The following is a 23,517-nucleotide window of genomic DNA, read 5'->3' on the forward strand; positions in this document are numbered from 1 at the left end:
CCCTCCAGCAGATCAATTATTTTGATCATCGTACTCTTTCATGACAATGCCGAGTGTTGAATCGGCCAGCCGCTTCGGCGGGCGGATCCATGGACCAAGCCTTGCGTCTGCTTTATCGGCGGGCTTGCCGATATCTTGACCATCGTCGGCGCTTTTCTGAGCGACTCATTTTCACTGTGCCCCTTGAGCTGCATCAGCACCACCCGCAAAAATCGTTATTGAAGTACGCCTAATTACAGCCCGCCGGGATAGCCCTTTGCCATGTGTATCGGTATGCTCATCGCGTTCACAAATGCCAATGATTAACAACCATAGTGAATCCATGAGCCCATCAGACTCGCGTGCGAATGTTTTAGCGCTTTATCCGGAAGACTCCCGCGAGGCGGTGGCGCTGCTCAAGCAAGCCGTACCCCTGATGGTTCGCCACAACATCCCGCCCAATCCAGTGCATTACGCGCTGTGGTACACCTACAGCAAAGGCCAGGAGCCGGAACTCAATCGCCGTCTGGATCGCGTGGTCAGGGACTTCGACGGTTGCCCGCCAGAGTCTGCGACCCGGTTGTTTCGCGAGTTCATCATTCGTGACGAGCTCGAGGATGCCCGCGCCGAGCAGCAACAGGTCATCAATCTGGTCGATGGCATGGAGCGCGATGTCTCGCGCAGCGTGAAGGGCAGTGTCAATTTCCAGAACCGTCTCGGGCAGTGCCTGGAGATGCTTGAAACGCCGGTCAGCGATCGCTTGCCGGGCATCCTGAGCGAGCTGCAGCAGAGCACCCGGCTGATGCAAAGTCAGCAGGAGCACTTTCTCGCGCAGTTGCAGGCGGCGCAAAGCGAGATCAAGACCCTGCGCGACAAACTGGAACGCGCGCAACAAGCTGCGACCCTGGACGGCCTGACTGAGCTGCTCAATCGCACGGCCTTCACCCGCTTGCTGGAAAAGTCATTGGCCAAGGGCACTGGACGTGTTGCGCTGGTGATGCTGGATATCGACCACTTCAAACAATTCAATGATCAATACGGTCACCTGATGGGCGACCGGGTGCTGCAGCATGTCGGCCAGGTGTTGCGCGGCGCGCTGACGCCCAATGCCTTTGCCGGGCGTTACGGCGGTGAGGAGTTTTGCGTGGTGCTTGAAGACTGCACCGACCTCGACAGTGCCTGTGCCTTTGCCGAGCAATTGCGTTTGAAGGTTCAGTCGTTGCGGATCAAGGCGCGGGGCACCGACACGGTGCTCGATACCGTCACGGCGTCGTTCGGCGTGGCCTACGTGGAGGCCGGCGATGACATGGAAAGCCTGCTGACCCGAGCTGATGACGGGTTGTATCAGGCCAAGCGCAATGGGCGAAACCGGGTGTTTGCCCTGACCTCGAATCAACACAATCCCCTGTAGGAGCGAAGCTTGCTCGCGATGGCGGTGTGTCAGATACCTGAGTGGTGACTGACCCACCGCCATCGCGAGCAAGCTCTGCTCCTACAGGAACGCGCTTTTTGCGACCTGACCGTCCACGCTGCGCGGCAGCCCCAAGGGATTGAGCTCACGCAATGCCTCAGGCAACAACGCATCCGGAAACCCCTGATACGTCACCGGGCGCAGGAAACGCTCGATCGAGGTCATGCCCACCGAGGTGAAGCGACTGTCCGATGAGGCCGGGAACGGTCCGCCGTGAATGGTGGCGAAGGACACTTCCTGCGGATGGGCGAAAGCATTGACCACAATCCGCCCGGTGCGCCGCTCCAGTACCGGCAACAAGCGCCGGGCCAGTTCCATATCGTCCTGTTCAAGGTGCATCGTCGCACTGAGCTGACCGCGCAGGGCACGGGCGACCGCGAGCATTTGAGCCTCATCCTTGACCTTCACCAGCAACGCCGCCGGGCCGAACACTTCGTGGGCCAGTGCCTTCTCGGCCAGGAAACCCTGACCGTCCACTTCAAGCAACCCGGATCGGCCATCAAGGTCGCCATGGGCCAGCGAACCCACGGTCACCAGGTGTGCGCCCGCGCTTTGCAATTGATCGAGCCCACTTATGTACGCCCCGTGAATCCCCGGTGTCAGCATCGGCCGTGCCGGCGCGTCAGTCACACGCTTGACCATGGCCGCACGCAATGCCTCGAAGCCGGCACCTTCAACCGCGATCAAAATCGCCGGCTTGAGGCAGGCTTGGCCGACATTGACCAACATGCGCTCGACGAACCCGTCACCGATCTGCGCGCCACGGGTGGCCAGCGCCTGGGGCAGGATGAAGGTAGGGTTGACGCTGGTCATCTCGGTAAACACCGGGATTGGGTCAGGGCGCAACTGCGCGCGGCAATACAGCGCCATGCCGCCTTGTTCGGAGCCGGTGAAGGTCACGGCCTTGACCAGCGGGTGATCGACCAGGGCCTCGCCGATGGCGTTGCCGCCGCCGCGCACCATCGAGAACACACCTTCGGGCAAGCCGCTGTCGTGCACGGCCTGGCGGATGGCGCGGGCCTGGATTTCCGAGGCCCCCGGATGAGCGTTGTGAGCCTTGACGATGACCGTCGCGCCCGCCGCCAACGCCGAGGCGGTGTCGCCACCGGCAACCGAGTAGCTGATGGGAAAATTGCTCGCGCCGAAAACAGCCACCGGGCCGATGGCAATTTTCTGCAGACGGTGATCCATACGTGGCCGTGGCTGGCGATCAGGTTGTGCCGGGTCTATGGCCAAGTGCAGAAAGCGTCCTTTGCGTACCACATCGGCGAACTGGCGGAACTGAGTGGCCGCCTTGACCGCTTCGCCCTGGAGCTGGGCTTCGGGCAAGCCGGTTTCCAGCGCGGCACGTGCCGCCAGTTCCTGGGTCACGGCGTCGAGGTTATCGGCGATGCGCTCAAGGAATGCCGAGCGCTCGGCCAGCGGGGTGTGGCTGTAGTGGTCAAAGGCCTCGTCGGCAAGCGTTGCAGCCAGGTCGACATCGGCGACGCCACCGAGGGCGAAGTCCGGTTCGATAAGCTGGCTGGTTGCAGGGTTGAGGGCTTTCATCGTGCCTTCGCTGGCAGGGATTTCATGGGCGCCGATCAACAGGTTTCCGGTCAGTTTCATGCGTTGTCTCGCTGCTTGAGGGTGGCGATGAGTTGCTCCGTCGTCACGATCGAATGGGCAAATGTAGGGCCGTTTAATTCATGGGCTGCGTGCATCATTTCCGGTTTGAACGCCGCGGTGGCGTCGCGCACCAACGTCACGTGGTAGCCCAGTTCCTGCGCATAACGGGCGGTGGCTTCGATGCAGGTGTTGGCAAGAAGGCCAACGATGATCACGTGGGTGATGCCTTTTTGCTTGAGGCGAAAATCCAGGTCGGTGTTGGCAAACCCGCTTGAACCCCAATGCTCCGAAGCGATGATGTCACCTGCCTTTGGCGCGAAATCCGGATGCCATTCGCCGCCCCATTCGCCACGGGCGAAGTGGTGCATGTGCTGGATCTTGCACTGGGAAGGGCTTGGGTGATCCCAGTTGTCATAGTCGCCTTTCTCCCAGCGACGGTGCGGTACGATGACCACCTGAATGTCGAGGGCGCGCACAGCGGCGTCGAGGCTGCGCAGGTTGTCGAGCAAACCGTTTTGCTCGGCGATCGGCTTGAGCAAGGGGAATACCTTGCCGCCTTCGGACAGGAAATCGTTGTAGGGATCGACCAGCAGGTAGGCGGTGCGATCGAGCGGGTAGGCAGTATTCGACATGACGAATTCTCCACGGGTGGGGGTTGACCTGTGCCGTGGTCTTGCCTCGGCAGGTTGAAGATATGATAATCATAGTTACTGGTAAAGAGGCAAGCCTGCATGGCCGTAAAAAAGAGTAGTCCCGATACCCTGTGCCCGATTGCACGGGCCGAAGACACCGTCGGAGATCGATGGACGGTGCTGGTACTGCGCGAATTGTTCATGCGTAACCACCGATACGACGAGATCCAGGCGCAGACCGGCGGCACGCCGCAAATGGTCGCGGGGCGCTTGAAAAGCCTGGAAGCGGACGGGATGGTCGAGCGCCGCGCCTATAACCAGCGGCCACTGCGCTACGAGTACCACCTGACGGCCAAGGGCGAGGCGTTTTATTCGGTGGTGCTGGCACTGCGGGCGTGGGGGGAAACCTGGTGCAAATCAGAGGACGAGGAACTGGCCGTGCGTTACACCCACAAGTCGTGCGGGCACGACGCCGGGCTTGGGCCGCTGTGCGGGCATTGCGGGGAAGTGTTGCGCCGCGAAGAGTTGGTCAGTGAGCCTACGGCGGCTTATGTCGAGGAGCGGGCCGCCAGGCTCGAAGCGTTCAAAGCCAAACCCTGAACGCACTCTGTAGGAGCTGCCGCAGGCTGCGATCTTTTGATTTTTAGTAAGCAAGATCAAAAGATCGCAGCCTGCGGCAGCTCCTACTATCGCTTCACGTAATAGTCACAATCATTCATCGCAAGTTCTGTTGCCCGCCGCAAACAAGGAAAATCGCGCCCATCCCAAACACTCCCCAGGATCTGGCGCGATGAAGATTTTTACTCGACTGGCAATTGCCGCCTCCCTGCTGCTGTCGGGCTGTGCTTCCACGCCTAACGCCCCGACACTGACGTTGCAGACCCATAAAGCCCCTGCGGACTATGCGCAGTGCATCTTGCCCAAACTCAAGGAAAACTCGCTGAACGCGACGGTCTCGGAAAACCAGCGCAGTTACCGAATCGTGGTGGCGAGCAAAGTCACGGCCAATGATGTGCTTGAGGCCTACAAGACATCGGAGGGCGGCAAGGTGTTTGTGTACGAACGCGCGCTGCTGGCCTCGACGTTCGGGCCGTCCAGCCTCGAACGCGCTGCGCAGGCGTGCCTCTGACCACAAGCGACGACTAACCCTGTGGCGAGGGGATTTATCCCCGTTGGGTCGCGCAGCGGGCCCCTGCGTCCGGATCAAATAGATCGAGTCGGCAAGTTTTACGACTGCTTCGCAGCCGGACGGGGATGAATCCCCTCGCCACAGAGGCACTGTCATGCCTGTCTGCGCGTTGTTTGACAGCGCATTCTCTCCAAACATTCCCCCTGATTGAACGACTGTTCATTTTGGTTGCGTCAGGTCTGTGGGTCTCGATATAGTGGCCATATAATATCAATTATAAATCACTGGCCAGCAGGGCTGCTGCATTCACATCTTCGCGCGGGCTGTGCTGGCTGACGTATCGCTCATTCGAGAATGCCTATGCCTAATCGCTCACTGCACTTCAAGCTGTTCTGGACGGCGCTGATTGGAACCGTCGTGGTCATGGCACTGTTGCTCGGTTCCATCGCCTACATCGCCTATGGCTCCTCCGTCAAAGAAACCTTTGCCCTGGTCGACACCATCGTCAAGGCCAATGCCAAGGAAGTGGAGGTCGAACTCGGCACCGGTTTCACCGTGGCCGAATCCCTGGCCAGCGTCGCCACCGCGCTGCAACAGCAGCAGGTCGACCGCAAAACCGCCGACGCCTTGACCCGTCAGTTGTTCGAAGCCAATCCCAAGCTGTTGGGGCTTGGGCAGTATTGGGAACCGAACGCCTTCGACGGCAAGGACAGTGAATACGTCAACCAGCCCAATCATGACGCGACGGGTCGCTACCTGACTTGGTGGAACCGTTCCAGCGGCACGGTGAAATCCGAAGCCTTGAGCGGTTATTCCCCGGAAAACGCCGACAACCAGTATTACTACCGTCCGCTGCATACCCGCCAGCCATGGGCATCTGAACCCTATGCCTACAGCGCCGGCGCGGGCCAGCAGGTGATGTTGGTGTCGATCATGGTGCCACTGCTGGAGGGTGGCAAAGCGGTGGGCGTGGCGGGCGTGGATATTCCGCTGGAAAGCATCAACCGCCAACTTGCGAAAATCGATGCCTACAAAGGCTATGGCGCGCTGGTGTCCAGCGACGGTCTGTATGCCAGCCATCCCGATGCCAAGCGTCTGAGCAAGCCGGCCGACGAGTTGCCCAGCGCCGCCAAGGACGCAATCAAGGCTGGCCAACCCTACAGTTTCGAACGCGATGGCTGGGGCTACGTGTTGCAGCCAGTGCGTATCGGTAAGGCACCGAACAACTGGGCCTTGATGGTTGCTTATCCGCTGGCCGAAGCCATGGCCGGCATCAATCATTTCCTCTACACCGCAGTGATCATTGGCCTGGTTGCCTTGTTGGTGTTGGCCATTGTGCTGTGGCATTTGCTGGCCTGGCAGATTCGCCCGCTCTCCGGTCTGACGGTTGGCATCCAGGCCTGGGAAGGCGAGTTGGGCCTGCGATTCGAGCAGCGCAGCGGCGATGAAACCGGCAAGCTGGCCGGGGCGTTCAACCAGTTCATCCAGCGCCTGGGCGATCTGGTGGGTTCGATTCGCCACAGCAGCACGACGCTGATGCAGATCTCCAACCACCTGGGTGATACCACCCAGGCCGTTGCCGAACGGGCGACGTCACAACACACCGCCACCGAGGAAATGGCCAGCGGCGTCACGGCACTGGCGCATTCGGTGACCGAGATGTCCCAGCAAGCCGAGGACGTCGAGCAACTGGCGCGCAACACCGAAGTGCTGACCACCAACATCTCCACCGACATGAGCCACACACTGGCCGGCATTACCCATATCGACCAGACCATGGACGTGGTTGCTGGCGCCGTGGGCGATCTGGAAAAACGCTCGCAGCAGATCGCCGGGATCATCGCGGTGATTCGCAGCATCGCCGACCAGACCAACCTGTTGGCCCTCAACGCGGCGATCGAAGCGGCGCGGGCAGGGGAGCAGGGCCGTGGTTTTGCCGTGGTGGCCGATGAAGTGCGGCAACTGGCCGAACGCACCAGCCGTTCGACCGGCGAAATCGGCGAGATGATCGGGGCCATCGGTTCGGATGTGCGCAACACCGTGGCCAATGTGCAGCAAGTTGGCGAAGCGGTGCGTCTGGGGGTGGTGCAGCTGACCACGTCGGCCCAGGGCGTGGATCAGATCCGCCAGCATGCCCAGGACATCCTGATGCGCATCAGCGAAGTGGCGCGCCAGACCCAAAGCCAGGCGGCAACGGGCGAGCAACTGTCGGTGGCCATTCAGGGCGTTAGCCGCATCTCCGAACAGAACGACCAGGCGATCCGCAGCCTGCTCGATCAATCGCTGCAACTGCGCGATCAGGCCGGCTCGCTGAGCCAGCAGTTGACGCAATTCAGGGATTAATACATGGGCCAATGCCTGAGCCGAAAACGGCTCAGGTACACCCTGTGGCGAGGGGATTTATCCCCGTTGGGTCGCGCAGCGTCCCCATGCGCCCGATCAAATAAATCGAGTTGGCAGGATTTACGACTGCTTCGCAGCCGGACGGGGATGAATCCCCTCGCCACAAAGAGGTGTTGGAATGTGAAGACCCTGGCGCCCTCACGATTGCCAGGCATCAACCACCGACGCCAAAAACTGCGTCGCCAACTCAGGCTTGTCCACCGCACGGGCAATCAGCATGGCACCGGCAATCGATGCAATGACCTGCTGCGCCTGCCGCAGCTTTTCTTCCTGATTGTCGCCTTCGACCAATGGCATCAGAATTTCAATGAAGTGTTCGATGCCCTGGGTGAAAGACTGGCTGACGCTGCCGCCGGTGCGGCCCACATCAGCCGCCAGCGCCGGAATCGCGCAGCCTTCGGTCCAGTTGTCCAGGTGCTTCTGGGTCAGATAGCGCTTCACCAGTTCGGGAATCGATTTGGCGTTTTGCCAATTGCGAATATTGGTCTCGAATGTCCGCGCCACGGCCTCCGACGCCAACTGTTCCTTACCGCCGGGAAACTGCCCGTAGAACCCGCCATGGGTCAGCCCCACCGAGCGTGAAAGCTCACCAATCCCGATGCCGTCGATGCCTTTTTCCCGATACAGCCGGGAGGCGGCGGTGAGGATCGCCTCTTTGTTCGCCGCGGCTTGGTCTTTTGTCACTTTCATGAGCTGCTCCTGAGGCCAGGCAGGCCTGCTGTGTGCACGTCGTCGCCAAACACCTTGTAATGATTATGGTCGTAATATATCGTCAGCGCAAATACATGATGGTAATCATCAATAGCGATTTCCATGTTCATTGCAATCAATTCGTCGACGCTTCGCATGAGGCCGAGACTGCCCACATTCCTAACCTCTGGCGGATACACCCCATGGAACAGTCACTCAAAGCGTTGCGTTTTCCCGTTGCCGCATTGGCCCTTGCGATGCTCACCGCGTGCGACCGCGCGCCTGTTGCCGCCAACACACCGGGGGCGCCTCATGTCACCGTCGCCAAGGTGATCGAGCAGCCCATCACCGAGTGGGATGAAGTCACTGCCCGGCTGGAAGCGCCGGAGACTGTCGAGGTCCGTCCAAGGGTGTCGGGGCAGATCGAACAGGTCGCCTTTACCGACGGCGCGCTGGTGAAGAAGGGCGACTTGCTGTTCCAGATCGACCCTCGACCGTTCGAACACGAAGTGCATCGCTTCGAAGCCCAGCTGCAACAAGCCAGGGCCACGCTGGTGCGCACTGCCAACGAAGCGCAGCGCGGTCAACGGCTGCTGGGCAGCAACGCGATTTCCGCCGAGTTGGCAGACACCCGCACCACCACCGCACAAGAGGCCAAGGCCGGCGTCGATGCCATCCAGGCGCAGCTCGATCTGGCGCGCCTGAACTTGAGCTTCACCCGGGTCACCGCACCGATCAGTGGCCGCGTCAGCCGCGCCGAAATCACCGCCGGCAACATCGTCACCGCCGACACCACGGCGCTGACCAGCGTGGTCTCCACCGACAAGGTCTACGCCTATTTCGATGCCGACGAGCGCCTGTTCCTCAAGTACACCGAACTTTCCCGCCAAGGCCAGCGCAGCCAGACGACGCCTGTGTACATGGGCCTGTCGAACGAGGAGGGCAACACGCACCTGGGGCAGATGAACTTCGTCGATAACCAGGTCAACCCGAAGACCGGCACCATTCGTGGTCGCGCGGTGTTCGACAACGCCGATGGCCAATACACCCCAGGCCTGTACGCCCGCTTGAAATTGGTGGGCAGCGCCGCCTATGCCGGCTTGCTGATCAAGGACGAAGCGGTGGGCACCGACCTTGGCAAGAAGTTCGTGCTGGTGGTCGATCAGGACAACAAGGCCGTGTACCGCAGCATCGAGCTGGGGCCGAAGCTCGAAGGCCTGCGCATCGTGCGCAGCGGATTGCAGAAAGAGGACCGCATCGTCATCAACGGCCTGCAACGGGTTCGCCCCGGTGCCGTGGTCGCCCCGCAGGATGCACCCATGGCCGACCCGGACACCGTCGTCACCCTGACCCGTCAACGGCAGGCCATCGAAGCTGGCAATCAACCGTCCATTTCGGCCCCGGCCTCCGTCAAATCACCTGCGCTGGTGAAGACGGATGCCGCGCTCACTCCTCGCGGATAAAGGAACACCGACATGAAATTCTCTCAGTTCTTTATCACGCGGCCGATCTTCGCGGCGGTGCTGTCGCTGTTGATCCTGATCGCCGGGGCCATCTCGCTGTTCCAGCTGCCGATCAGCGAATACCCGGAAGTGGTGCCGCCCACCGTGGTGGTCCACGCCAACTATCCGGGGGCCAACCCCAAGGTGATCGGCGAAACCGTGGCCGCGCCGCTGGAGCAGGCGATCACCGGCGTCGAAAACATGCTGTACATGTCGTCCCAGTCCACGGCGGACGGTCGCCTGACCCTCACCGTGACTTTTGCCCTGGGCACCGACCTGGACAACGCTCAGGTGCAGGTGCAGAACCGCGTGACTCGCACCGAGCCCAAGCTTCCCGAGGAAGTGACGCGCATCGGTATCACCGTGGACAAGGCGTCGCCCGACCTGACCATGGTCGTGCACTTGACCTCGCCGGACAAACGCTACGACATGCTCTACCTGTCCAACTACGCGATCCTCAACGTCAAGGATGAGCTGGCGCGCCTCAATGGCATCGGCGATGTGAAAATGTTCGGCATCGGCGACTACTCGTTGCGTATCTGGCTCGACCCGGACAAAACGGCTTCGCGCAATCTCACCGCCACCGATGTGGTCAACGCCGTACGCGAACAGAACCGTCAGGTGGCCGCGGGGCAATTGGGTTCGCCGCCGGCACCCAATGCCACCAGCTTCCAGATGTCGATCAACTCCCAGGGGCGGCTGGTCACTGAAGAAGAGTTTGAAAACGTGATCATCCGCAGTGGACCGGATGGCGAAATCACCCGCCTCAAGGACATTGCCCGCATCGAGCTGGGTTCTAACCAATACGCCTTGCGTGCCTTGCTCAACAACCAGGAAGCGGTGGCCATGCCGATCTTCCAGCGGCCGGGCTCCAATGCCATCGACGTCTCCGACCAGGTGCGGGCGAAGATGGCCGAGCTGAAGAAGAACTTCCCGCAAGGGATGGACTACGAGATCGTCTACGACCCGACCATCTTCGTGCGCAGCTCGATCGAGGCGGTGGTGCACACCTTGTTCGAAGCACTGATCCTGGTGGTGTTGGTGGTGATCCTGTTCCTGCAAACCTGGCGCGCTTCGATCATTCCGCTGGTGGCGGTACCGGTGTCGCTGATCGGTACGTTTGCCGTGATGCATCTGCTCGGCTTCTCACTCAATGCGCTGTCGCTGTTCGGCCTGGTGCTGGCCATCGGCATCGTGGTCGACGATGCGATCGTGGTGGTGGAGAACGTCGAGCGCAACATCGAATCCGGCCTGGAACCGGTCGAAGCGACCAAAAAAGCCATGGGCGAAGTGACCGGTCCCATCATCGCCACGGCGCTGGTGCTGTGCGCGGTGTTCGTGCCAGCGGCGTTCATTTCCGGCCTGACAGGGCAGTTCTATAAACAGTTCGCCTTGACCATTGCCATCTCCACGGTGATCTCGGCATTCAACTCGCTGACCTTGTCGCCGGCACTGGCAGCAGTGCTGCTCAAGGCCCATGGCGCGCCGAAAGACCGTTTCTCCAAAGTGCTGGATCGCGTGTTCGGCGGCTGGTTGTTCAAGCCGTTCAACCGCTTCTTCGACAGGGCCAGTCACGGCTACATGGTCGCCGTGGGCAAGGTCATTCGGGGCAGCAGCGTGGCGCTGCTGGTCTACGCCGGCCTGATCGCCATGACCTACATGGGCTTCAGCACCACGCCAACCGGCTTCGTGCCGACCCAAGACAAGAAGTACCTGGTGACCTTCGCGCAACTGCCGGATGCCGCCAGTCTTGATCGCACCGAATCAGTGATCCGTCGCATGAGCACCATCGCCATGAACGAGCCGGGTTTCGACAGCGCCGTGGCGTTCCCCGGCCTGTCGATCAATGGCTTCACCAACAGCCCGAACGCCGGCATCGCCTTCATCGGTCTGAGCCCGTTCGATGAGCGCAAAGACCCGAGCCTTTCGGCCAAGGCGATTTCCGCCTCGCTCAACGGCAAGTTCGGCGGCATCCAGGACGCCTACATCGCCGTGTTCCCGCCACCACCGGTACAAGGCCTGGGCACCATCGGTGGCTTTCGCCTGCAGATCGAAGACCGCGGCAACCTGGGCTACGACGAGCTGTACAAAGAAACCATGAACATCATCGCCAAGAGCCGCAGCGTGCCGGAACTGGCCAACCTGTTCACCAGCTACACGGTCAACGTGCCGCAGGTTGAAGCCGCCATCGACCGGGAAAAAGCCAAGACCCACGGCGTGAAGATCAACGACATCTTCGACACCTTGCAGGTGTACCTGGGCTCGCTGTACGCCAACGACTTCAACCGATTCGGCCGGACCTATCAGGTCAACGTGCAGGCCGAGCAGCAGTTCCGTCAGGAGCCGGAGCAGATCGGCCAGCTGAAGGTGCGTAACGATCGCGACGAGATGATCCCGCTGGCGACGTTCGTCAAAGTCAGCCCGACGTCGGGGCCTGATCGGGTCTCGCACTACAACGGCTTCCTCACCGCCGAAATCAACGGCAGCGCAGCCCCCGGCTACAGCTCCGGCCAGGCGCAAGCCGCCATTGAAAAACTGCTCAGGGAAGAGTTGCCCAACGGCATGACCTACGAGTGGACCGACCTGACCTACCAACAGATCCTGTCCGGCAACACCGCGCTGCTGGTGTTCCCGCTCTGCGTGCTGCTGGCGTTCCTGGTGCTGGCGGCGTTGTACGAAAGCTGGAGCCTGCCGCTGGCGGTGATCCTGATCGTGCCCATGACCCTGTTGTCGGCGATTGCCGGGGTGATCATTTCCAAGGGCGACAACAACATCTTCACCCAGATCGGCTTGATCGTACTGGTGGGGCTGGCGTGCAAGAACGCGATCCTGATCGTCGAGTTCGCCAAGGACAAACAGGACCAGGGCCTGTCGCCGCTGGACGCCGTGCTCGACGCGTGCCGCATGCGTCTGCGGCCGATCCTGATGACCTCGTTCGCTTTCATCATGGGCGTGGTACCGCTGGTGACCTCCACCGGCGCCGGTTCGGAAATGCGTCGGGCCATGGGTGTCGCGGTGTTCTCCGGCATGCTCGGCGTGACCTTCTTCGGCCTGCTGCTGACCCCGGTGTTCTTCGTCCTGATCCGCCGCTACATCGAACGCAAGACCGCTAAAAAGCAAGCCCACGCGCTGACCCTGGAGGTGCAACCATGAATGCTCTGAAGCTCTTTCTACCCAGCCTCCTGGTGACCGCGTTGGCCGCCTGCACCGTGGGCCCGGACTACAAGACCCCCGATACGCCGCCGGCCAACAGCCTGTATGCCAAGGCCGCGAACTACGATCAGACGCGATTCGAAACGGTGTGGTGGCAGCAATTCGATGACCCGACGCTGAACCAATTGGTGAACAAATCCCTGGAGGGCAACCGCGATCTGCGCGTGGCTTTCGCCCGCTGGAAAGCGGCGCGGGCGATTCGCGACGACATCAGCAACGACAACCTGCCGGTGGTCACCAGTCGCGTCAGTAGCGTGCAGGGTAAATCACAGGTACCGGGCCTGACCGAGCACCGAGTCAACACCGAGCGCTACGACCTGGGCCTGGACATGGCCTGGGAAATCGATCTGTTCGGGCGTATCCAGCGTGCGTTGGAGTCGAGCGATGCCCGGGAAGACGCGGCTGCCGCCGACCTGTCCCAACTGCGGGTGACGATGATCGCCGAGCTGGTCGACGCCTACGGCCAACTGCGCGGGGCGCAACTGCGGGAAAAAATTGCCGTGGCCAACCTCAAGAATCAAAGCGATTCACGGGCCGTGACCGTCAGCCTGCGCGATGCCGGCGTCGGTAACGAACTGGACGTGGTCCGCGCTGACGCACGCCTGGCCGCGGTCGAAGCCAGCGTGCCGCAACTGCAAGCGGAACAGGTCCGGCAGAAAAACCGCATCGCCACCTTGCTCGGCGAACGTCCGGACCAGTTGAGCGTATCGCTGAGCCCGAAAGACCTGCCGGCCATCGCCAAGGCACTGCCCATCGGTGATCCGGCAGACTTGCTGCGCCGTCGCCCGGATGTACTTGCGGCCGAGCGCCGGCTCGCCGCCGCCACGGCAGACGTGGGCGTGGCCACCGCCGATTTGTTCCCTCGGGTCAGCCTGAGTGGCTTCCTCGGTTTCACCGCCGGACGCGGTTCGCAAATCGGCTCCAGCGCGGCCCGCGCCTGGAGCCTGGGCCCGAGCATCACCTGGGCCGCCTTCGACCTGGGCAGCGTACGCGCGCGGATTCGCGGCGCCGACGCCGACGCCGAAGGCGCCCTGGCCACCTACGAACAGCAAGTGCTGCTGGCATTGGAAGAATCGGAAAACGCCTTCAGTGATTACGGCAAACGCCAGCAGCGGTTGCTGTCGTTGATCAAGCAAAGCGAGTCGAGCAGGGCGGCGGCGGATCTGGCACAAACCCAATACAAAGAAGGAGCCGTGGATTATCTGGTGTTGCTCGATGCCCAGCGTGAACGGCTCAACGCTGAAGATGCGCAGGCACTGGGGGAAACCGATCAGTACCGGGCGATTGTCGCGATCTACAAGGCGCTGGGGGGAGGGTGGGATGCGGGTGGTAACAAGGTGGTAGCCAGGAACTGAGGTCCGACAGCACCCTAAAACGGTGGGAGCGGGCTTGCCCGCGAATGCAATCTGTCATTCAACTTTTATGCTGACTGACATACCGCCTTCGCGAGCAAGCCCGCTCCCACAGGGTTCGAGTGTTCACATATTTTGCAACCAACCCAAAAACTGTAGGAGCGAGCCTGCTCGCGAAAAACCAGAGGACGCCGTGGGGTATCTGGTTTCACGTGTTTTCGTTCATGTCCATCGCGAGCAAGCTCGCTCCTGCAGGGTTCGCGTGTTCACAAATCTTGCAACCAACCCAAAAACTGTAGGAGCGAGCCTGCTCGCGAAAAACCAGAGGGCGCCGTGGGGTATCTGGTTTCACGCGTTTTCGTTCACGTCCATCGCGAGCCTGCTCGCTCCTACAGATTTATGTGCAGGACTTTCGTGCACTTTAAACACATTTTGCGGCGCATGTTTAAGCAGCCTCAAGATCACTTCCTGAAAGCTACAAAACCTTGCGTGGTTGCCTACCGCTACGCCAGAATCCGCCGGCTTGTGCGCCCTGGGGTCGCTCGGTAACTTGATTCGCGTCACTGCCCATCAGTGATTGGGTTTAGCAGCCTGCGATAACTCAGCTGCGCGTGCGTCTATCTTGCAGGTGTTTCATTACCTGTACTTGATGGTAGCTGTACGTGGGGCGCCCTCGGGCGCGCCGGATTGCTGAGTTTTCCGGTCTGCTAACCCGCGTGCAGCTGCCTCCCTACTTTGTTTAGCAGCAGGTGGGTTGGCGCATCATCAGGAAAAAACTCAGCAATGAAAAAGCCTTCACCGAATCCGCCGGATACCGATCCCGGCTCCGCATTCGAATCCCCTTCAACCGCCGACATCAAAGCCACTCCGCGCGCACCCAACACGTTGTTCTCCGTTAACCCCGAAACCAGAACTGAAGATCTGATGGTGTACCTGGTCGAGACGCTGGCCTCGGTCGATGTGATGGTGCATCAGTTGGCGGATCATCTGGACGGCGGCGATCGCCATGCGTTGCTGGGCATTTCCAACAGCGTGATGCTGGCGGAAATCACGGCGAACCGGGTGCTGGATCAGATTGATCCGCCTGAGTAGGAGAATGGGGACATCCATTGGCTTGGTTTGAGATTGCCAAGGGATGTTCCCTTTGCATTCCTGAAAACAGCAGACAAAGAGCGGCGTTTGTTGGGTATTTCAGCTGACCGGCCAGACTGCTGTAGGAATTGGGTTCGTTCACTTGCAGAAATTTCCTAATCGCTCTTGAGGGGCGCGCTATTGGCATTGCCCCTTAAAGCGCCCCGACGTTCTATTCCTTGTCGCCCCGATATTCATCGGGGCCAACGCTATTGCCCACGTGAAAGGTGGACGCAACTCAATACCGACAAGGAGAAACATCAATGAACGAAGGACATTTCATTGGTCTGCATGACAAGACCAGCTGTGGCGGCACGGTCCTGGATGGTCATGAAGGAATCAACATGTTCGGCGTCCTCCATGCCCGCGAAGGTGATCGGGTCACCTGTGGCAAGGATGGCAAGACTTACAGGATTGTCGGTGGGATTTCGCCATGCTGGAAGCCTTGAAGAACAGTCGATATACCTTTATCTGGGGGGGGTGGATTGCGAAAGCAGGGATGGTAATGATGCCAAGGGCTTCAATCCGCATTGGTGAACTGGATCTTGAGGATATTAAAAACTTCCCCCCTCACCTAAAGCATCTTTTGAAAATCAAAGCAGTGATGCTAGTTGGCATTGCTGTTTGGGGATTTATTGCATATGGGTTGATGAAGTTGGAGTGATACTTGGAGTGAAGGGTGAGATATTTTTTTGAAGCTACATAGCCATGACCGAAAATGGCATGGATTTTTTTTTCATTGATGGGGCTCTCTTCAAACGCGCATTTTTTCCCATAAACGAATCTGTCCCGTTTCAGGCGGTAACAAGATTGCGGCGGTAAACTGAGGCCTGAAAAAAGATCGCAGCCTGCGGCAGCTCCTACAGGGGATCGCGTTCTAAATGTAGGAGCTGCCGCAGGCTGCGATCTTTTGGGGCTGCGGTGCGATCCAGTCAGCAGTCGAGCATTGAGGCCAACTCGCTCAGCGAGTCCGCGACCATGTCCCAGTCTTGAGTTGGCCGCAGATCCGATGTCTGTTCAGGACCATATTCCGTAGGCCGGCGGATGAACACTGTGTGAAAGCCGCAAGCTCTTGCCGCGACCAGGTCGTCATTGTGTGCCGCGACCATGGCCATACGATGGGGTGGCAGACCGACGGCTTCGGCTGACCTTAAATACACCTCTGGCTGCGGCTTGTAAGCGCGGGCCAAGCCCGCACCGGTAATGACGTCCCAGGGCAAGCCGCCGTAGCGAGCAAGGTTCATCATCCCGGCGATGTGGCCGTTGGAGATCGGGCCAATGGCGAAGCGTCGTTTCAAGCGGGTGAGGCCTTCGACGGAGTCCGGCCATGGGTCGAGCTTTTCCCAGGCGGCGCTCCAGGTGGCGATATCCGACGCTTCGAGCCGTCCGGCCTCGACGCCGTGCCTGATCAATAAGGCTTCAAGATTCTCCCGGTTCAAAACGTCCAGTGTCACAAAGGGACGCTCGCCGCTGCGCACACGTTGCATCGAGGGTTGGTAGAGCGAGCGCCATTGATCGGCAAAGGCTAATGGTTCGATCTGCACGGCCAGTCGCTGCAAATACGGCGCGGATTGCCGGGCAATGCTCGTTCTCCAGTCAACCACGGTGCCAAAGACATCGAAGCCAAGAAATCCAGCCTTTTCAATACTGGTCATGTTCGGACTCCTGCGCAGCAACGGCTTCTGCCACGGGTGTGAACGTGAATCCTCATCATCATTTTTTTGCTGTGGTCGCCAAATGGTGCGCGACCAGGGCGTTGGCATGTCCATGGCCCATGCCGTGCTCGGTTTTGAGAATGGCCACTAACTCCATGTGTTTCTTGCCATCCAGGGTTTTGAGAAGGTCCAGCCAGTGACTGACAGGGTGTCCGTACTTCTTTTCAATCGAGGGGAAATACGATGCGGGGCCTTTGACTTTTGCGTCTTCGGTCATGATTCAAACTCCATTTTTTCGGTTCAGTGAAGCAGATTAATGGTGTGTAGCGATGCCATTCATCCATTGAACTCCGACTGAAAGTCACTGCTCTAAAGGAAATGTGGGAAAATTTCCCGCATGAAGATGTCAACGGGCTTGGAAGGGTCGTGGGCAAATCGCAGTGGCGTTTCAGTGCTGCGGATTAATGACCGTGCCGGTTGGCTGGTCGCACGATGAGCGGCTGGAAACTCACTGGATGTTGCGTCCATAAGGAGATGACTACGCAGCGCCAAGCGGAGGTGCATCATGCATATCAACAAGTGTTTATTGGCGCTGGCCATTGGCGGCGTGTTGTCAGCATCGACAGTGCTGGTACCGGATTACATCAGCGGTTTCTCCAGCGCGTACGCCAGAGACGGTGGTAGCGGCGGGGGAGGCGGTGGTGGTCATGGCGGTGGTTCCGGTAACGGTGGCGGCGGTAGCGGTCACGGCGGTGATGGCGGCTCCGGTAACGGTGGCGGCGGTAGTGGTCACGGCGGGGATGGCGGCTCCGGTAACGGTGGCGGCAGTGGTAGTGGTCACGGTGGTGATGGCGGTAACGGCAATGGTGGCGCCGGCGCTGGCAATAGTGGCCATGGAGAGGGTGGCGATCATGCAGGTCCGGGCCACGGTGATGCTGACCATGGCGGCGTGGCCGGCAACAGAGGCCCGGGCAATGCCCGTGACAACGATGCCAATGATGACAACGGTCGCGACAGAGGCGCCGCCAGAAACGATGCTGATGCAGCCCGAGACGCAGCCCGCGCTGATGCGGACGCAAATCGCGATGCTGCCAAGGCAGCGGCAAATGCAGCCAGAGAGGCCGCCCGAGCCGATGCGGACGCCGCCAGGGCAGCGGCAAGAGCGGCTGGCGATCCGAATGCAGACGCCAATCGAGAGGCTGCCAGGGCCGCGGCCGATGCAGCCAGGGACGCCGCCCGCAGAGACGCCGATGCCACCCGGGATGCGGCCAGAGCTGCGGCTGATGCGACCCGAGATGCCGCCAAGGCTCAGGCGAACGCCGCCAGAAATGCGGTGGACGCTGCCGATAGGGACGCGGTCGAGGCACGTAACTAAGTCTGTCTGTTCAGCAATGTAATGGCGCCTGCTCAGGATGACTCAACCCCTGTAGGAGCTGCTGCAGGCTGCGATGAACGATAACGCGGGCATTCTGGATGCCCGCGTTGTCTGGGACACGGATTGATTTTCCGGGCTCTGCGCCCAGTCACTCACGCAATGAAACCGCAAGTGACCGGGCAGCAGAAGGGCTCAGGGCTTGACCACTTCGATGGGCGGGAACTTGTAGCTGCCTTCTTGCACTTCTTTGCTCGGGCCATACAGGCGCATCACGATGTACGCGTCCTTTTCCGGAATGGGCAGGTAGTTGGGGTTGCTCTCTTCACCTTTGGCGCTCAACTCGATGGTGTAGTTGCCGTTGGCATCGGGCTTGAGCGTACGGTCACCACGGCTGTGACGATTGATTGCGTTGTGGGCCATGAAACGGTTGTCCGAGGCGTACACCGTGAAGGACCAGAACTGACTGACATCCGGCGCCTTGAAGGTGATGCGGTACGACTTGCCGTTGGCACCGTTGATGTTTTTCCCATCACTGGCGGTGCCTTCCTTGAGGTAGACACTTTCATCCGGCGGCAGACCCCATTGCCCCACATAGGTGCCTACGGCAAACAGGTCACGCTGCCCGTCACCCAATTGCTCGCGGGTGCCCAATGACTTGGCGGAGGTCAGCAGGTTGGGTGCCAGCTCCTCGATGTGCTTCTTGCCCAGTGCTTCACCTTTCTTGGCGGCAGCCAGTTGCTCCTTGGTGAAATCTTTCTTGCAGGGTTCCAGCCCGATCGCTTTGTATTGATCCAGCCATTTCTTGTCTGCCTTGCCCATCGTGCCGTCGCACAGGACGAAATCGACCCGTTGCAACCAGTTGGTCTTCGCCGGGTCCGGGTAGGTGCGTTCCTTGGCCTTGGGGCCGGGCTCGCCCAGGTAGGCGGAGAGGGTCCGGACGTTCCAGTCATCCATGTACTTGAGCGCGGTCTTCTGGTCTTCGGGGTCGGTGGCCATGATCCGGCCCATCAACTTCACCAGGTTGGAGTCGAGGCGAATCACTTCGGTGACGCTGGCCGGCACTTCGCCTTTCCAGTCCTGCGAGGCAAACATGAAGTGGCCGCCCTTGGTTCCGCGGGTACGCGAACCGATCATGGACGTCGTGTAGTGGCCCATGTCCATGGTGTGCAGGATCCAGTAACGGCCCTTGTCCATGTCCGGGACGCTGATGATCACAGGTTCTGCGGCCACATCGAGCCAACCTTGCAGGTGCAGGGTGTCGTTGTTGATGGTGGGGTGGTCGGTGTAGGTGTCGTCAGCCAGGTGGCGAATGTTCTGGAAGCGGTTCATCGGCGTATGGGTCTTGACCGCCGTTTCATAGAAGAATTTGTAGGCTTCGTCAATGGAATAACCGTAGATGTAGGCATCCTCGGCGAGCTTGTCCGGTATTTGCGCGAAGGCCGGTACTGTGCAGGACAGCAGTGTCGCGGCAAGAAGCAGTCGTTTCATAAACACTCCGGTAGTCCATTGGAAAGCGTCGAACGGGTAGCTGGCAGTTCTCAAGGATTGACTTGTTCGAAGTCAGGTAATTTGAAGGTCTTGTTGTTGAATGCCTCGGTCGGCCCATACAAGCGCATGGCCGGCAGGGGGCGCTTGCCCGACGTTGGAATCCAGTTGGATTCCTGCCCTTGGGGCGCGGTTGGGCCGACATAAATCGTGACACCGCCATCGGCGTTTTTCTTCATCTTGTCGACGTCGAACGATGAGAGCGTGGTGCGATTGCTGTCGCTGTAAATGAAGGAGAAGGTGGCGCGGTCGTAGACTGTCAGCGCCCAGAACTGCTTGACCGGCATGTTGGCTGGCACATCGATCTTGTAGAGCTTGCCAGCTTCCAGCGGTTTGCCATCCTTGTCCGCCATCGCCATTTGATAGGACGTGGCGGGCGAAGCGCTCAACGCTTTTGGCATGTAGGTGCACCAGTAGTACTCGGCGGCGCGCTCCAGCAGATCGATCTTGTCGTCATAGATGAATTTGAATTCGCGATTGGCATCGGTCTGCAACAGCGAGACGTAATGACGATCCGGCCAGTACACACGCTTGACCATTTCCCTGTCGAACCATTCCTGCAAGTAAAACCAGGCGTCGATCGCCGCCTGATGCATAGCGCGCTTGGCGGTTTCGTCCGGCGCGAAAGGCTTGCCTTTTTCGATGCCCAGGGACTTGAGCATGCCCATCATCACTTTGTCGTGCTCGTGGACCGGCTCGACGCTCATGATCTCGTACATGTCCTGGAAATGCCGCTCATCCTAGAACGGCAGCGTTGGGTAGCGTTCATGGCTGGGATCGATGAACTTCTGTTGCGGCGGGTTCTTGGCTTCTGACAGGTAATACATGCGCAGCCGCTTGGCATACTGGTAGGCGTCGGCGGCGGTTTTCCCCGCCGGTGGCACCGAGCGGAACGCCAAGGCAATGCGATAGTTCGGCGAGGTGACGTGGAAATAACCTTTGGGGATCGCACCCTTATAGTCAGGGGCCGTAAACAGGTATTTGCCACCCTTGCCTTTGTCGAGCCCGGCAGGCCCTACGTCGGCGATGGTGAATTGCCAGGCATCCACCACCTGACCGTAAAGGCTGCCGTCAGCACCCGCCTGGGGTATTTCCAGGACCACGGGGCCCTTGCGCAAGTCGGTGTAGGCGGCGATGTAAGGCGTGGTGCTGTTGGCCGTCAAGGCCTCAAGTTGAGGGGTGGCCGTTGCCGAATAGGCAATGATGTCGTTGTCCTTGTAGCCAAGGTTCTCGAAGGCGGCACGGCGGAAGGAATAGATGGAAATCGCCGGCATGTTCCACAGCACGGCTTCGAACGCACGCTGATACTTGATCTGATAGTCGAAGTCCTTGACCGAGGCGCTAGACCCCGGCGGCGGCTGGCCTCCCAACGGGTCGGTGGCGGCCTGGGCGCTGGCACCGCTGGCAACGGCGAGCGCGACCACCAGCAGGCGGGGCAAGAGGGGGCGCGTGCGCACGCGAGTCATCGATCCTTTTACGGCTCTCATGGGAGGCTCCTGCAAAACACAACAGTGGGGCAACCGTTTTCAACGGATGAGAATGATTGCTTGCAAAGCGTAGTCGAAAATTTCAGATGGACAGACGTCTGTATCAGTGCGGGTCATTAAAAGATCGCAGCCTTCGGCAGCTCCTACAGGTGATGGCGTGAACCTGTAGGAGCTGCCGAAGGCTGCGATCTTTAAGGTCAGCAAAGCAGCCCGGCTTCAGCGCTTGATCTTGGAAATCTTCGTCCCTTCGATGCTGATACCCGCCATCAACCCTTGCTGATCAAAAATGAACGCGTAGGCGTCATCCTTCAGCGTGGAGCTGGACAGGTTTTTCGCTGCCCCCTCATCAACCACCACCACCGTTGGTCCCACACCGATTTCCCAGCCTTTGGATTCAGCCAGGTATTTGAGCGCCTTGTCGGTCATCAGAAAAACCGCATAGCCATAGGATTGGGCGCCGGCCTGCAGCCCCCACGAGCCGCTGACGGAGTTGTAATAGTCCTCAACCTTCGTGCCCTTCATCAGTACGCCTTCGCCATAGCTGCCACCGAACACCAGGCCGGCCTTGACGATATTCGGGAAGACCAGCACGGCCTTGGCTTTGTGCGAGATGGTTTCGGCTAAAGGATGGGTCTTATAGAGCGCTTGCAACGCTTGCCGAGAGTCGGCATTGAGGTCTTCGGCGGTGGCCGCACCGGCAGTGTTCAAAAGGCTCGCCGAGGCCAGTGTGGCGATCGCCAGGAGGAACGAAAGGAAGAACCGCATGGATTGAGTCATTTGCGTACTCCGGTAAGGGAGCAGTGGATGAGTGCAGTGGTTCCCTGGACAGACGGAACCCACTGAAGGCAATCCGGCGCACCCTGAAAGGTATGAATTGAAAGCTTCGCGTTGGAGAACAGCACGATGCCATCAATGATTGTGACCATAGCGCGTGAGCCGGGTTCGCTGTCAGCGTCAACTTAAACACGGACGCCCATGGCTCGGTCTCAAATCAGTCTAATGGATGTCACCAATCCTGCTTGTTGGCATGGATGTCCTTATTGCTTGCCTGAAAAAATGGGTCGGATTTATTTGCCGGTTGGGATCTCGCTATCGTTTAAGACCTGTAGGAGCGAGCTCGCTCGCGATAAACCCGAGAGCGACACGGACATTCAAACTGCCCACGTCATCGTTAACGATTTTATTCAAACACGCCTCTGCACTAATGGGCTGCAAGGCGGTCAATGAATCCCGCACCACCCGCACTAAACCAAGCCTTTGCGCATCACTACGTTTGACCAAGGACAGTGAAAGCATGCTCCTCGCCACATAATCTACATCCACCAACACGTAGCGCCACGCCGCATGGCTGCGTCAAACACCGCTGCGTGAATCAAGCTTCACCCCACAGATACCCTCAATCCCATTCGAAGATTTAAAGCATGCACCTACGCAAAATTGCAGTCGGGCTCTCGGCCCTTGTTTTGCTCTCTACCGGGGCGCAAGCCCGCAGTCTGCTGGACTTCATCAAGCCGCCAGCACAGCATCAGGAACACACCTCCCGCTCGGGCTCGATCAGTCAGAGCGCGGCGCTGGATCTCTATTCAAACAAGCAAAAGCAGGCATCGTTCGACGGTTGCGCGGATCTGTTCCCGGCAGCCAAGCCGATCAACCTGGGCACCGTGCCGGCCACCATGAACCCCATGGCCCTGTGCTCCGATAATTTTGCGGTGCTGTACTCACAAACCAGCAAGACGCCCCTGGTGGTGGTCGAGCGCCTGAACGCCGCGCAGCTTCAGGATGCCAAAGGGGAAGAACGCACCAACCAGTTCTATCCGGACCCACGCATTCCCAAGGGTGGGCGGGCAGAGTTGAGTGACTACCGAAGCCAGCATCCGGCGGTGGACCGTGGTCATCAATCCCCGGCGGCCGATGCGCCCAACCCCAATGCGATGGCCCAGTCCTTTGCGCTGTCGAACATGGTGCCGCAAGACCCGACCAACAACCGCAAGGTCTGGAGCAAGGTCGAGTCCGACGTCCGAAAGTTTGCCCAGCGCGCCAACGGCAACGTGTTTGTCTTTACCGGCCCGCTCTTTGACCAGGGCCACGCCACCGTCGGCGACAACAAGGTCTGGGTGCCGACTCGCCTGTTCAAGCTGGTGTACGACGCGTCCTCCAAGCGCGCCTGGGCTTACGTCTTGCCCAACGCAGAAACCCGTGTCGAGCGCCCGATGGACTATGAGACGTTCGTGAAAACCACAGGGCTCAAGCTGCTGGGCAACCTGCCGGTGACCGGTTCTGTGGGCCGCACTTGATGGCTTTTGCTTGAAAGCGATGCACCCCAATGGCGGGGTGCACTGCACGGG

General features: G+C 59.8%; 20 protein-coding genes and 2 pseudogenes. 13 read left to right on the forward strand and 9 right to left on the reverse strand.

Translation table 11 applies throughout. The features are described 5' to 3' along the window. The first annotated feature begins 322 nt into the window (after window positions 1–322). Window positions 323–1,390, forward strand: a complete 1,068-nt coding sequence (locus ABTV22_RS11980; RefSeq protein ID WP_433740352.1) for a GGDEF domain-containing protein — start codon at window positions 323–325, stop codon at window positions 1,388–1,390. Window positions 1,391–1,471: 81 nt separating this feature from the next. On the opposite strand, the gene ABTV22_RS11985 is transcribed toward ABTV22_RS11980, so the two are convergent. Continuing rightward, complete coding sequence (locus ABTV22_RS11985) at window positions 1,472–3,058, reverse strand: aldehyde dehydrogenase (NADP(+)) (RefSeq protein WP_433740354.1); 1,587 nt, start codon at window positions 3,056–3,058, stop codon at window positions 1,472–1,474. Continuing rightward, window positions 3,055–3,690 (reverse strand): isochorismatase family cysteine hydrolase, encoded by a 636-nt coding sequence (locus tag ABTV22_RS11990; RefSeq protein WP_433740356.1) that lies wholly within the window; start codon window positions 3,688–3,690, stop codon window positions 3,055–3,057. Before ABTV22_RS11990 ends, ABTV22_RS11985 begins: the two co-directional genes overlap by 4 nt. Before the next feature lie 99 nt (window positions 3,691–3,789). Between ABTV22_RS11990 and ABTV22_RS11995 the strand changes: the two genes are divergently transcribed. From ABTV22_RS11995 to ABTV22_RS12010, 4 genes and pseudogenes are all read left to right on the forward strand, one after another. Continuing rightward, the gene (locus tag ABTV22_RS11995) at window positions 3,790–4,290 is read left to right on the forward strand and encodes a winged helix-turn-helix transcriptional regulator (protein ID WP_433740358.1); all 501 of its coding nucleotides are present in this window, start codon (window positions 3,790–3,792) and stop codon (window positions 4,288–4,290) included. A gap of 190 nt (window positions 4,291–4,480) precedes the next feature. Next, window positions 4,481–4,819: a hypothetical protein gene (locus ABTV22_RS12000; protein ID WP_433740360.1), complete on the forward strand. Its 339-nt coding sequence runs from the start codon at window positions 4,481–4,483 to the stop codon at window positions 4,817–4,819. Between the two features lie 423 nt (window positions 4,820–5,242). Then, window positions 5,243–6,253 (forward strand): annotated as a pseudogene (locus tag ABTV22_RS12005) (PDC sensor domain-containing protein); the annotation flags it as partial. Window positions 6,254–6,625: 372 nt separating this feature from the next. After that, window positions 6,626–7,162: pseudogene (locus ABTV22_RS12010) on the forward strand (methyl-accepting chemotaxis protein); the annotation flags it as partial. Between the two features lie 198 nt (window positions 7,163–7,360). Here ABTV22_RS12010 and ABTV22_RS12015 read toward each other — a convergent pair. Next, complete coding sequence (locus tag ABTV22_RS12015; protein ID WP_433740362.1) at window positions 7,361–7,912, reverse strand: TetR/AcrR family transcriptional regulator; 552 nt, start codon at window positions 7,910–7,912, stop codon at window positions 7,361–7,363. Between the two features lie 203 nt (window positions 7,913–8,115). On the opposite strand from ABTV22_RS12015, the gene mexE reads away from it, so the two are divergent. The 6 genes from mexE (at window position 8,116) to ABTV22_RS12045 (ending at window position 15,774) form a co-directional block, all read left to right on the forward strand. Next, a complete protein-coding gene (gene mexE / locus ABTV22_RS12020) occupies window positions 8,116–9,375 on the forward strand; it encodes a multidrug efflux RND transporter periplasmic adaptor subunit MexE (RefSeq protein WP_433740364.1) in 1,260 nt (419 codons plus the stop codon). Between the two features lie 12 nt (window positions 9,376–9,387). Next, entirely contained in the window at window positions 9,388–12,567 is a 3,180-nt protein-coding gene (locus tag ABTV22_RS12025) for an efflux RND transporter permease subunit (protein WP_433740366.1), read from the forward strand. Beyond that, a complete protein-coding gene (locus tag ABTV22_RS12030) occupies window positions 12,564–13,982 on the forward strand; it encodes an efflux transporter outer membrane subunit (protein ID WP_433740368.1) in 1,419 nt (472 codons plus the stop codon). Before ABTV22_RS12025 ends, ABTV22_RS12030 begins: the two co-directional genes overlap by 4 nt. 780 nt (window positions 13,983–14,762) lie before the next feature. Next, window positions 14,763–15,071, forward strand: coding sequence for a DUF6124 family protein (locus ABTV22_RS12035; RefSeq protein ID WP_433740370.1), 309 nt, complete (start codon window positions 14,763–14,765; stop codon window positions 15,069–15,071). Between the two features lie 302 nt (window positions 15,072–15,373). Continuing rightward, window positions 15,374–15,559 (forward strand): PAAR domain-containing protein, encoded by a 186-nt coding sequence (locus tag ABTV22_RS12040; protein ID WP_433740372.1) that lies wholly within the window; start codon window positions 15,374–15,376, stop codon window positions 15,557–15,559. Beyond that, complete coding sequence (locus tag ABTV22_RS12045) at window positions 15,544–15,774, forward strand: hypothetical protein (RefSeq protein WP_433740374.1); 231 nt, start codon at window positions 15,544–15,546, stop codon at window positions 15,772–15,774. The genes ABTV22_RS12040 and ABTV22_RS12045 overlap by 16 nt, the downstream gene beginning before the upstream one ends. A 268-nt stretch (window positions 15,775–16,042) precedes the next feature. Here ABTV22_RS12045 and ABTV22_RS12050 read toward each other — a convergent pair whose 3' ends face one another. Continuing rightward, complete coding sequence (locus ABTV22_RS12050; protein ID WP_433740376.1) at window positions 16,043–16,765, reverse strand: haloacid dehalogenase type II; 723 nt, start codon at window positions 16,763–16,765, stop codon at window positions 16,043–16,045. 58 nt (window positions 16,766–16,823) lie between these two features. Further along, entirely contained in the window at window positions 16,824–17,042 is a 219-nt protein-coding gene (locus tag ABTV22_RS12055) for a DUF4287 domain-containing protein (protein WP_433740378.1), read from the reverse strand. Window positions 17,043–17,330: 288 nt separating this feature from the next. Between ABTV22_RS12055 and ABTV22_RS12060 the strand changes: the two genes are divergently transcribed. After that, window positions 17,331–18,140, forward strand: coding sequence for a hypothetical protein (locus ABTV22_RS12060; RefSeq protein ID WP_433740380.1), 810 nt, complete (start codon window positions 17,331–17,333; stop codon window positions 18,138–18,140). A 192-nt stretch (window positions 18,141–18,332) separates the two neighbouring features. Here the strand turns inward: ABTV22_RS12060 and ABTV22_RS12065 are convergent, their stop codons facing one another. From ABTV22_RS12065 to ABTV22_RS12080, 4 genes are all read right to left on the reverse strand, one after another. After that, on the reverse strand, window positions 18,333–19,628 hold the full coding sequence (locus tag ABTV22_RS12065) for a DUF1254 domain-containing protein (RefSeq protein ID WP_433740382.1): 1,296 nt from the start codon (window positions 19,626–19,628) through the stop codon (window positions 18,333–18,335). Window positions 19,629–19,678: 50 nt separating this feature from the next. Beyond that, window positions 19,679–20,392 carry a DUF1214 domain-containing protein gene (locus tag ABTV22_RS12070; protein ID WP_433740384.1) on the reverse strand — a complete coding sequence of 238 codons (714 nt, stop codon included), beginning with the start codon at window positions 20,390–20,392 and terminating at the stop codon, window positions 19,679–19,681. 33 nt (window positions 20,393–20,425) lie between these two features. Next, complete coding sequence (locus tag ABTV22_RS12075) at window positions 20,426–21,172, reverse strand: DUF1254 domain-containing protein (RefSeq protein WP_433740386.1); 747 nt, start codon at window positions 21,170–21,172, stop codon at window positions 20,426–20,428. 216 nt (window positions 21,173–21,388) lie between these two features. After that, window positions 21,389–21,949 carry a YSC84-related protein gene (locus ABTV22_RS12080; RefSeq protein ID WP_433740388.1) on the reverse strand — a complete coding sequence of 187 codons (561 nt, stop codon included), beginning with the start codon at window positions 21,947–21,949 and terminating at the stop codon, window positions 21,389–21,391. Window positions 21,950–22,593: 644 nt separating this feature from the next. Between ABTV22_RS12080 and ABTV22_RS12085 the strand changes: the two genes are divergently transcribed. Then, entirely contained in the window at window positions 22,594–23,466 is an 873-nt protein-coding gene (locus tag ABTV22_RS12085; protein ID WP_433740389.1) for a DNA/RNA non-specific endonuclease, read from the forward strand. The last annotated feature ends 51 nt before the right edge of the window (window positions 23,467–23,517 follow it).

Origin of the sequence: Pseudomonas putida (genome assembly GCF_050990305.1) — a bacterium.
GTDB lineage: Bacteria > Pseudomonadota > Gammaproteobacteria > Pseudomonadales > Pseudomonadaceae > Aquipseudomonas > Aquipseudomonas putida_AH.

What these genes read in the sequence shown, in the direction of transcription:
- ABTV22_RS12070 (WP_433740384.1), bottom strand. Translation starts at nt 20,392, where the DNA reads ATGAGCGTCGAGCCGGTCCACGAGCACGACAAAGTGATGATGGGCATG.
- ABTV22_RS12045 (WP_433740374.1), top strand. Translation starts at nt 15,544, where the DNA reads ATGCTGGAAGCCTTGAAGAACAGTCGATATACCTTTATCTGGGGGGGG.
- ABTV22_RS12025 (WP_433740366.1), top strand. Translation starts at nt 9,388, where the DNA reads ATGAAATTCTCTCAGTTCTTTATCACGCGGCCGATCTTCGCGGCGGTG.
- ABTV22_RS12080 (WP_433740388.1), bottom strand. Translation starts at nt 21,949, where the DNA reads ATGACTCAATCCATGCGGTTCTTCCTTTCGTTCCTCCTGGCGATCGCC.
- ABTV22_RS12040 (WP_433740372.1), top strand. Translation starts at nt 15,374, where the DNA reads ATGAACGAAGGACATTTCATTGGTCTGCATGACAAGACCAGCTGTGGC.
- ABTV22_RS12050 (WP_433740376.1), bottom strand. Translation starts at nt 16,765, where the DNA reads ATGACCAGTATTGAAAAGGCTGGATTTCTTGGCTTCGATGTCTTTGGC.
- ABTV22_RS11995 (WP_433740358.1), top strand. Translation starts at nt 3,790, where the DNA reads ATGGCCGTAAAAAAGAGTAGTCCCGATACCCTGTGCCCGATTGCACGG.
- ABTV22_RS12030 (WP_433740368.1), top strand. Translation starts at nt 12,564, where the DNA reads ATGAATGCTCTGAAGCTCTTTCTACCCAGCCTCCTGGTGACCGCGTTG.
- ABTV22_RS12085 (WP_433740389.1), top strand. Translation starts at nt 22,594, where the DNA reads ATGCACCTACGCAAAATTGCAGTCGGGCTCTCGGCCCTTGTTTTGCTC.
- ABTV22_RS12060 (WP_433740380.1), top strand. Translation starts at nt 17,331, where the DNA reads ATGCATATCAACAAGTGTTTATTGGCGCTGGCCATTGGCGGCGTGTTG.
- ABTV22_RS12035 (WP_433740370.1), top strand. Translation starts at nt 14,763, where the DNA reads ATGAAAAAGCCTTCACCGAATCCGCCGGATACCGATCCCGGCTCCGCA.
- ABTV22_RS12015 (WP_433740362.1), bottom strand. Translation starts at nt 7,912, where the DNA reads ATGAAAGTGACAAAAGACCAAGCCGCGGCGAACAAAGAGGCGATCCTC.
- ABTV22_RS12075 (WP_433740386.1), bottom strand. Translation starts at nt 21,172, where the DNA reads ATGAGAGCCGTAAAAGGATCGATGACTCGCGTGCGCACGCGCCCCCTC.
- ABTV22_RS11990 (WP_433740356.1), bottom strand. Translation starts at nt 3,690, where the DNA reads ATGTCGAATACTGCCTACCCGCTCGATCGCACCGCCTACCTGCTGGTC.
- ABTV22_RS11980 (WP_433740352.1), top strand. Translation starts at nt 323, where the DNA reads ATGAGCCCATCAGACTCGCGTGCGAATGTTTTAGCGCTTTATCCGGAA.
- mexE (WP_433740364.1), top strand. Translation starts at nt 8,116, where the DNA reads ATGGAACAGTCACTCAAAGCGTTGCGTTTTCCCGTTGCCGCATTGGCC.
- ABTV22_RS12055 (WP_433740378.1), bottom strand. Translation starts at nt 17,042, where the DNA reads ATGACCGAAGACGCAAAAGTCAAAGGCCCCGCATCGTATTTCCCCTCG.
- ABTV22_RS12000 (WP_433740360.1), top strand. Translation starts at nt 4,481, where the DNA reads ATGAAGATTTTTACTCGACTGGCAATTGCCGCCTCCCTGCTGCTGTCG.
- ABTV22_RS12065 (WP_433740382.1), bottom strand. Translation starts at nt 19,628, where the DNA reads ATGAAACGACTGCTTCTTGCCGCGACACTGCTGTCCTGCACAGTACCG.
- ABTV22_RS11985 (WP_433740354.1), bottom strand. Translation starts at nt 3,058, where the DNA reads ATGAAACTGACCGGAAACCTGTTGATCGGCGCCCATGAAATCCCTGCC.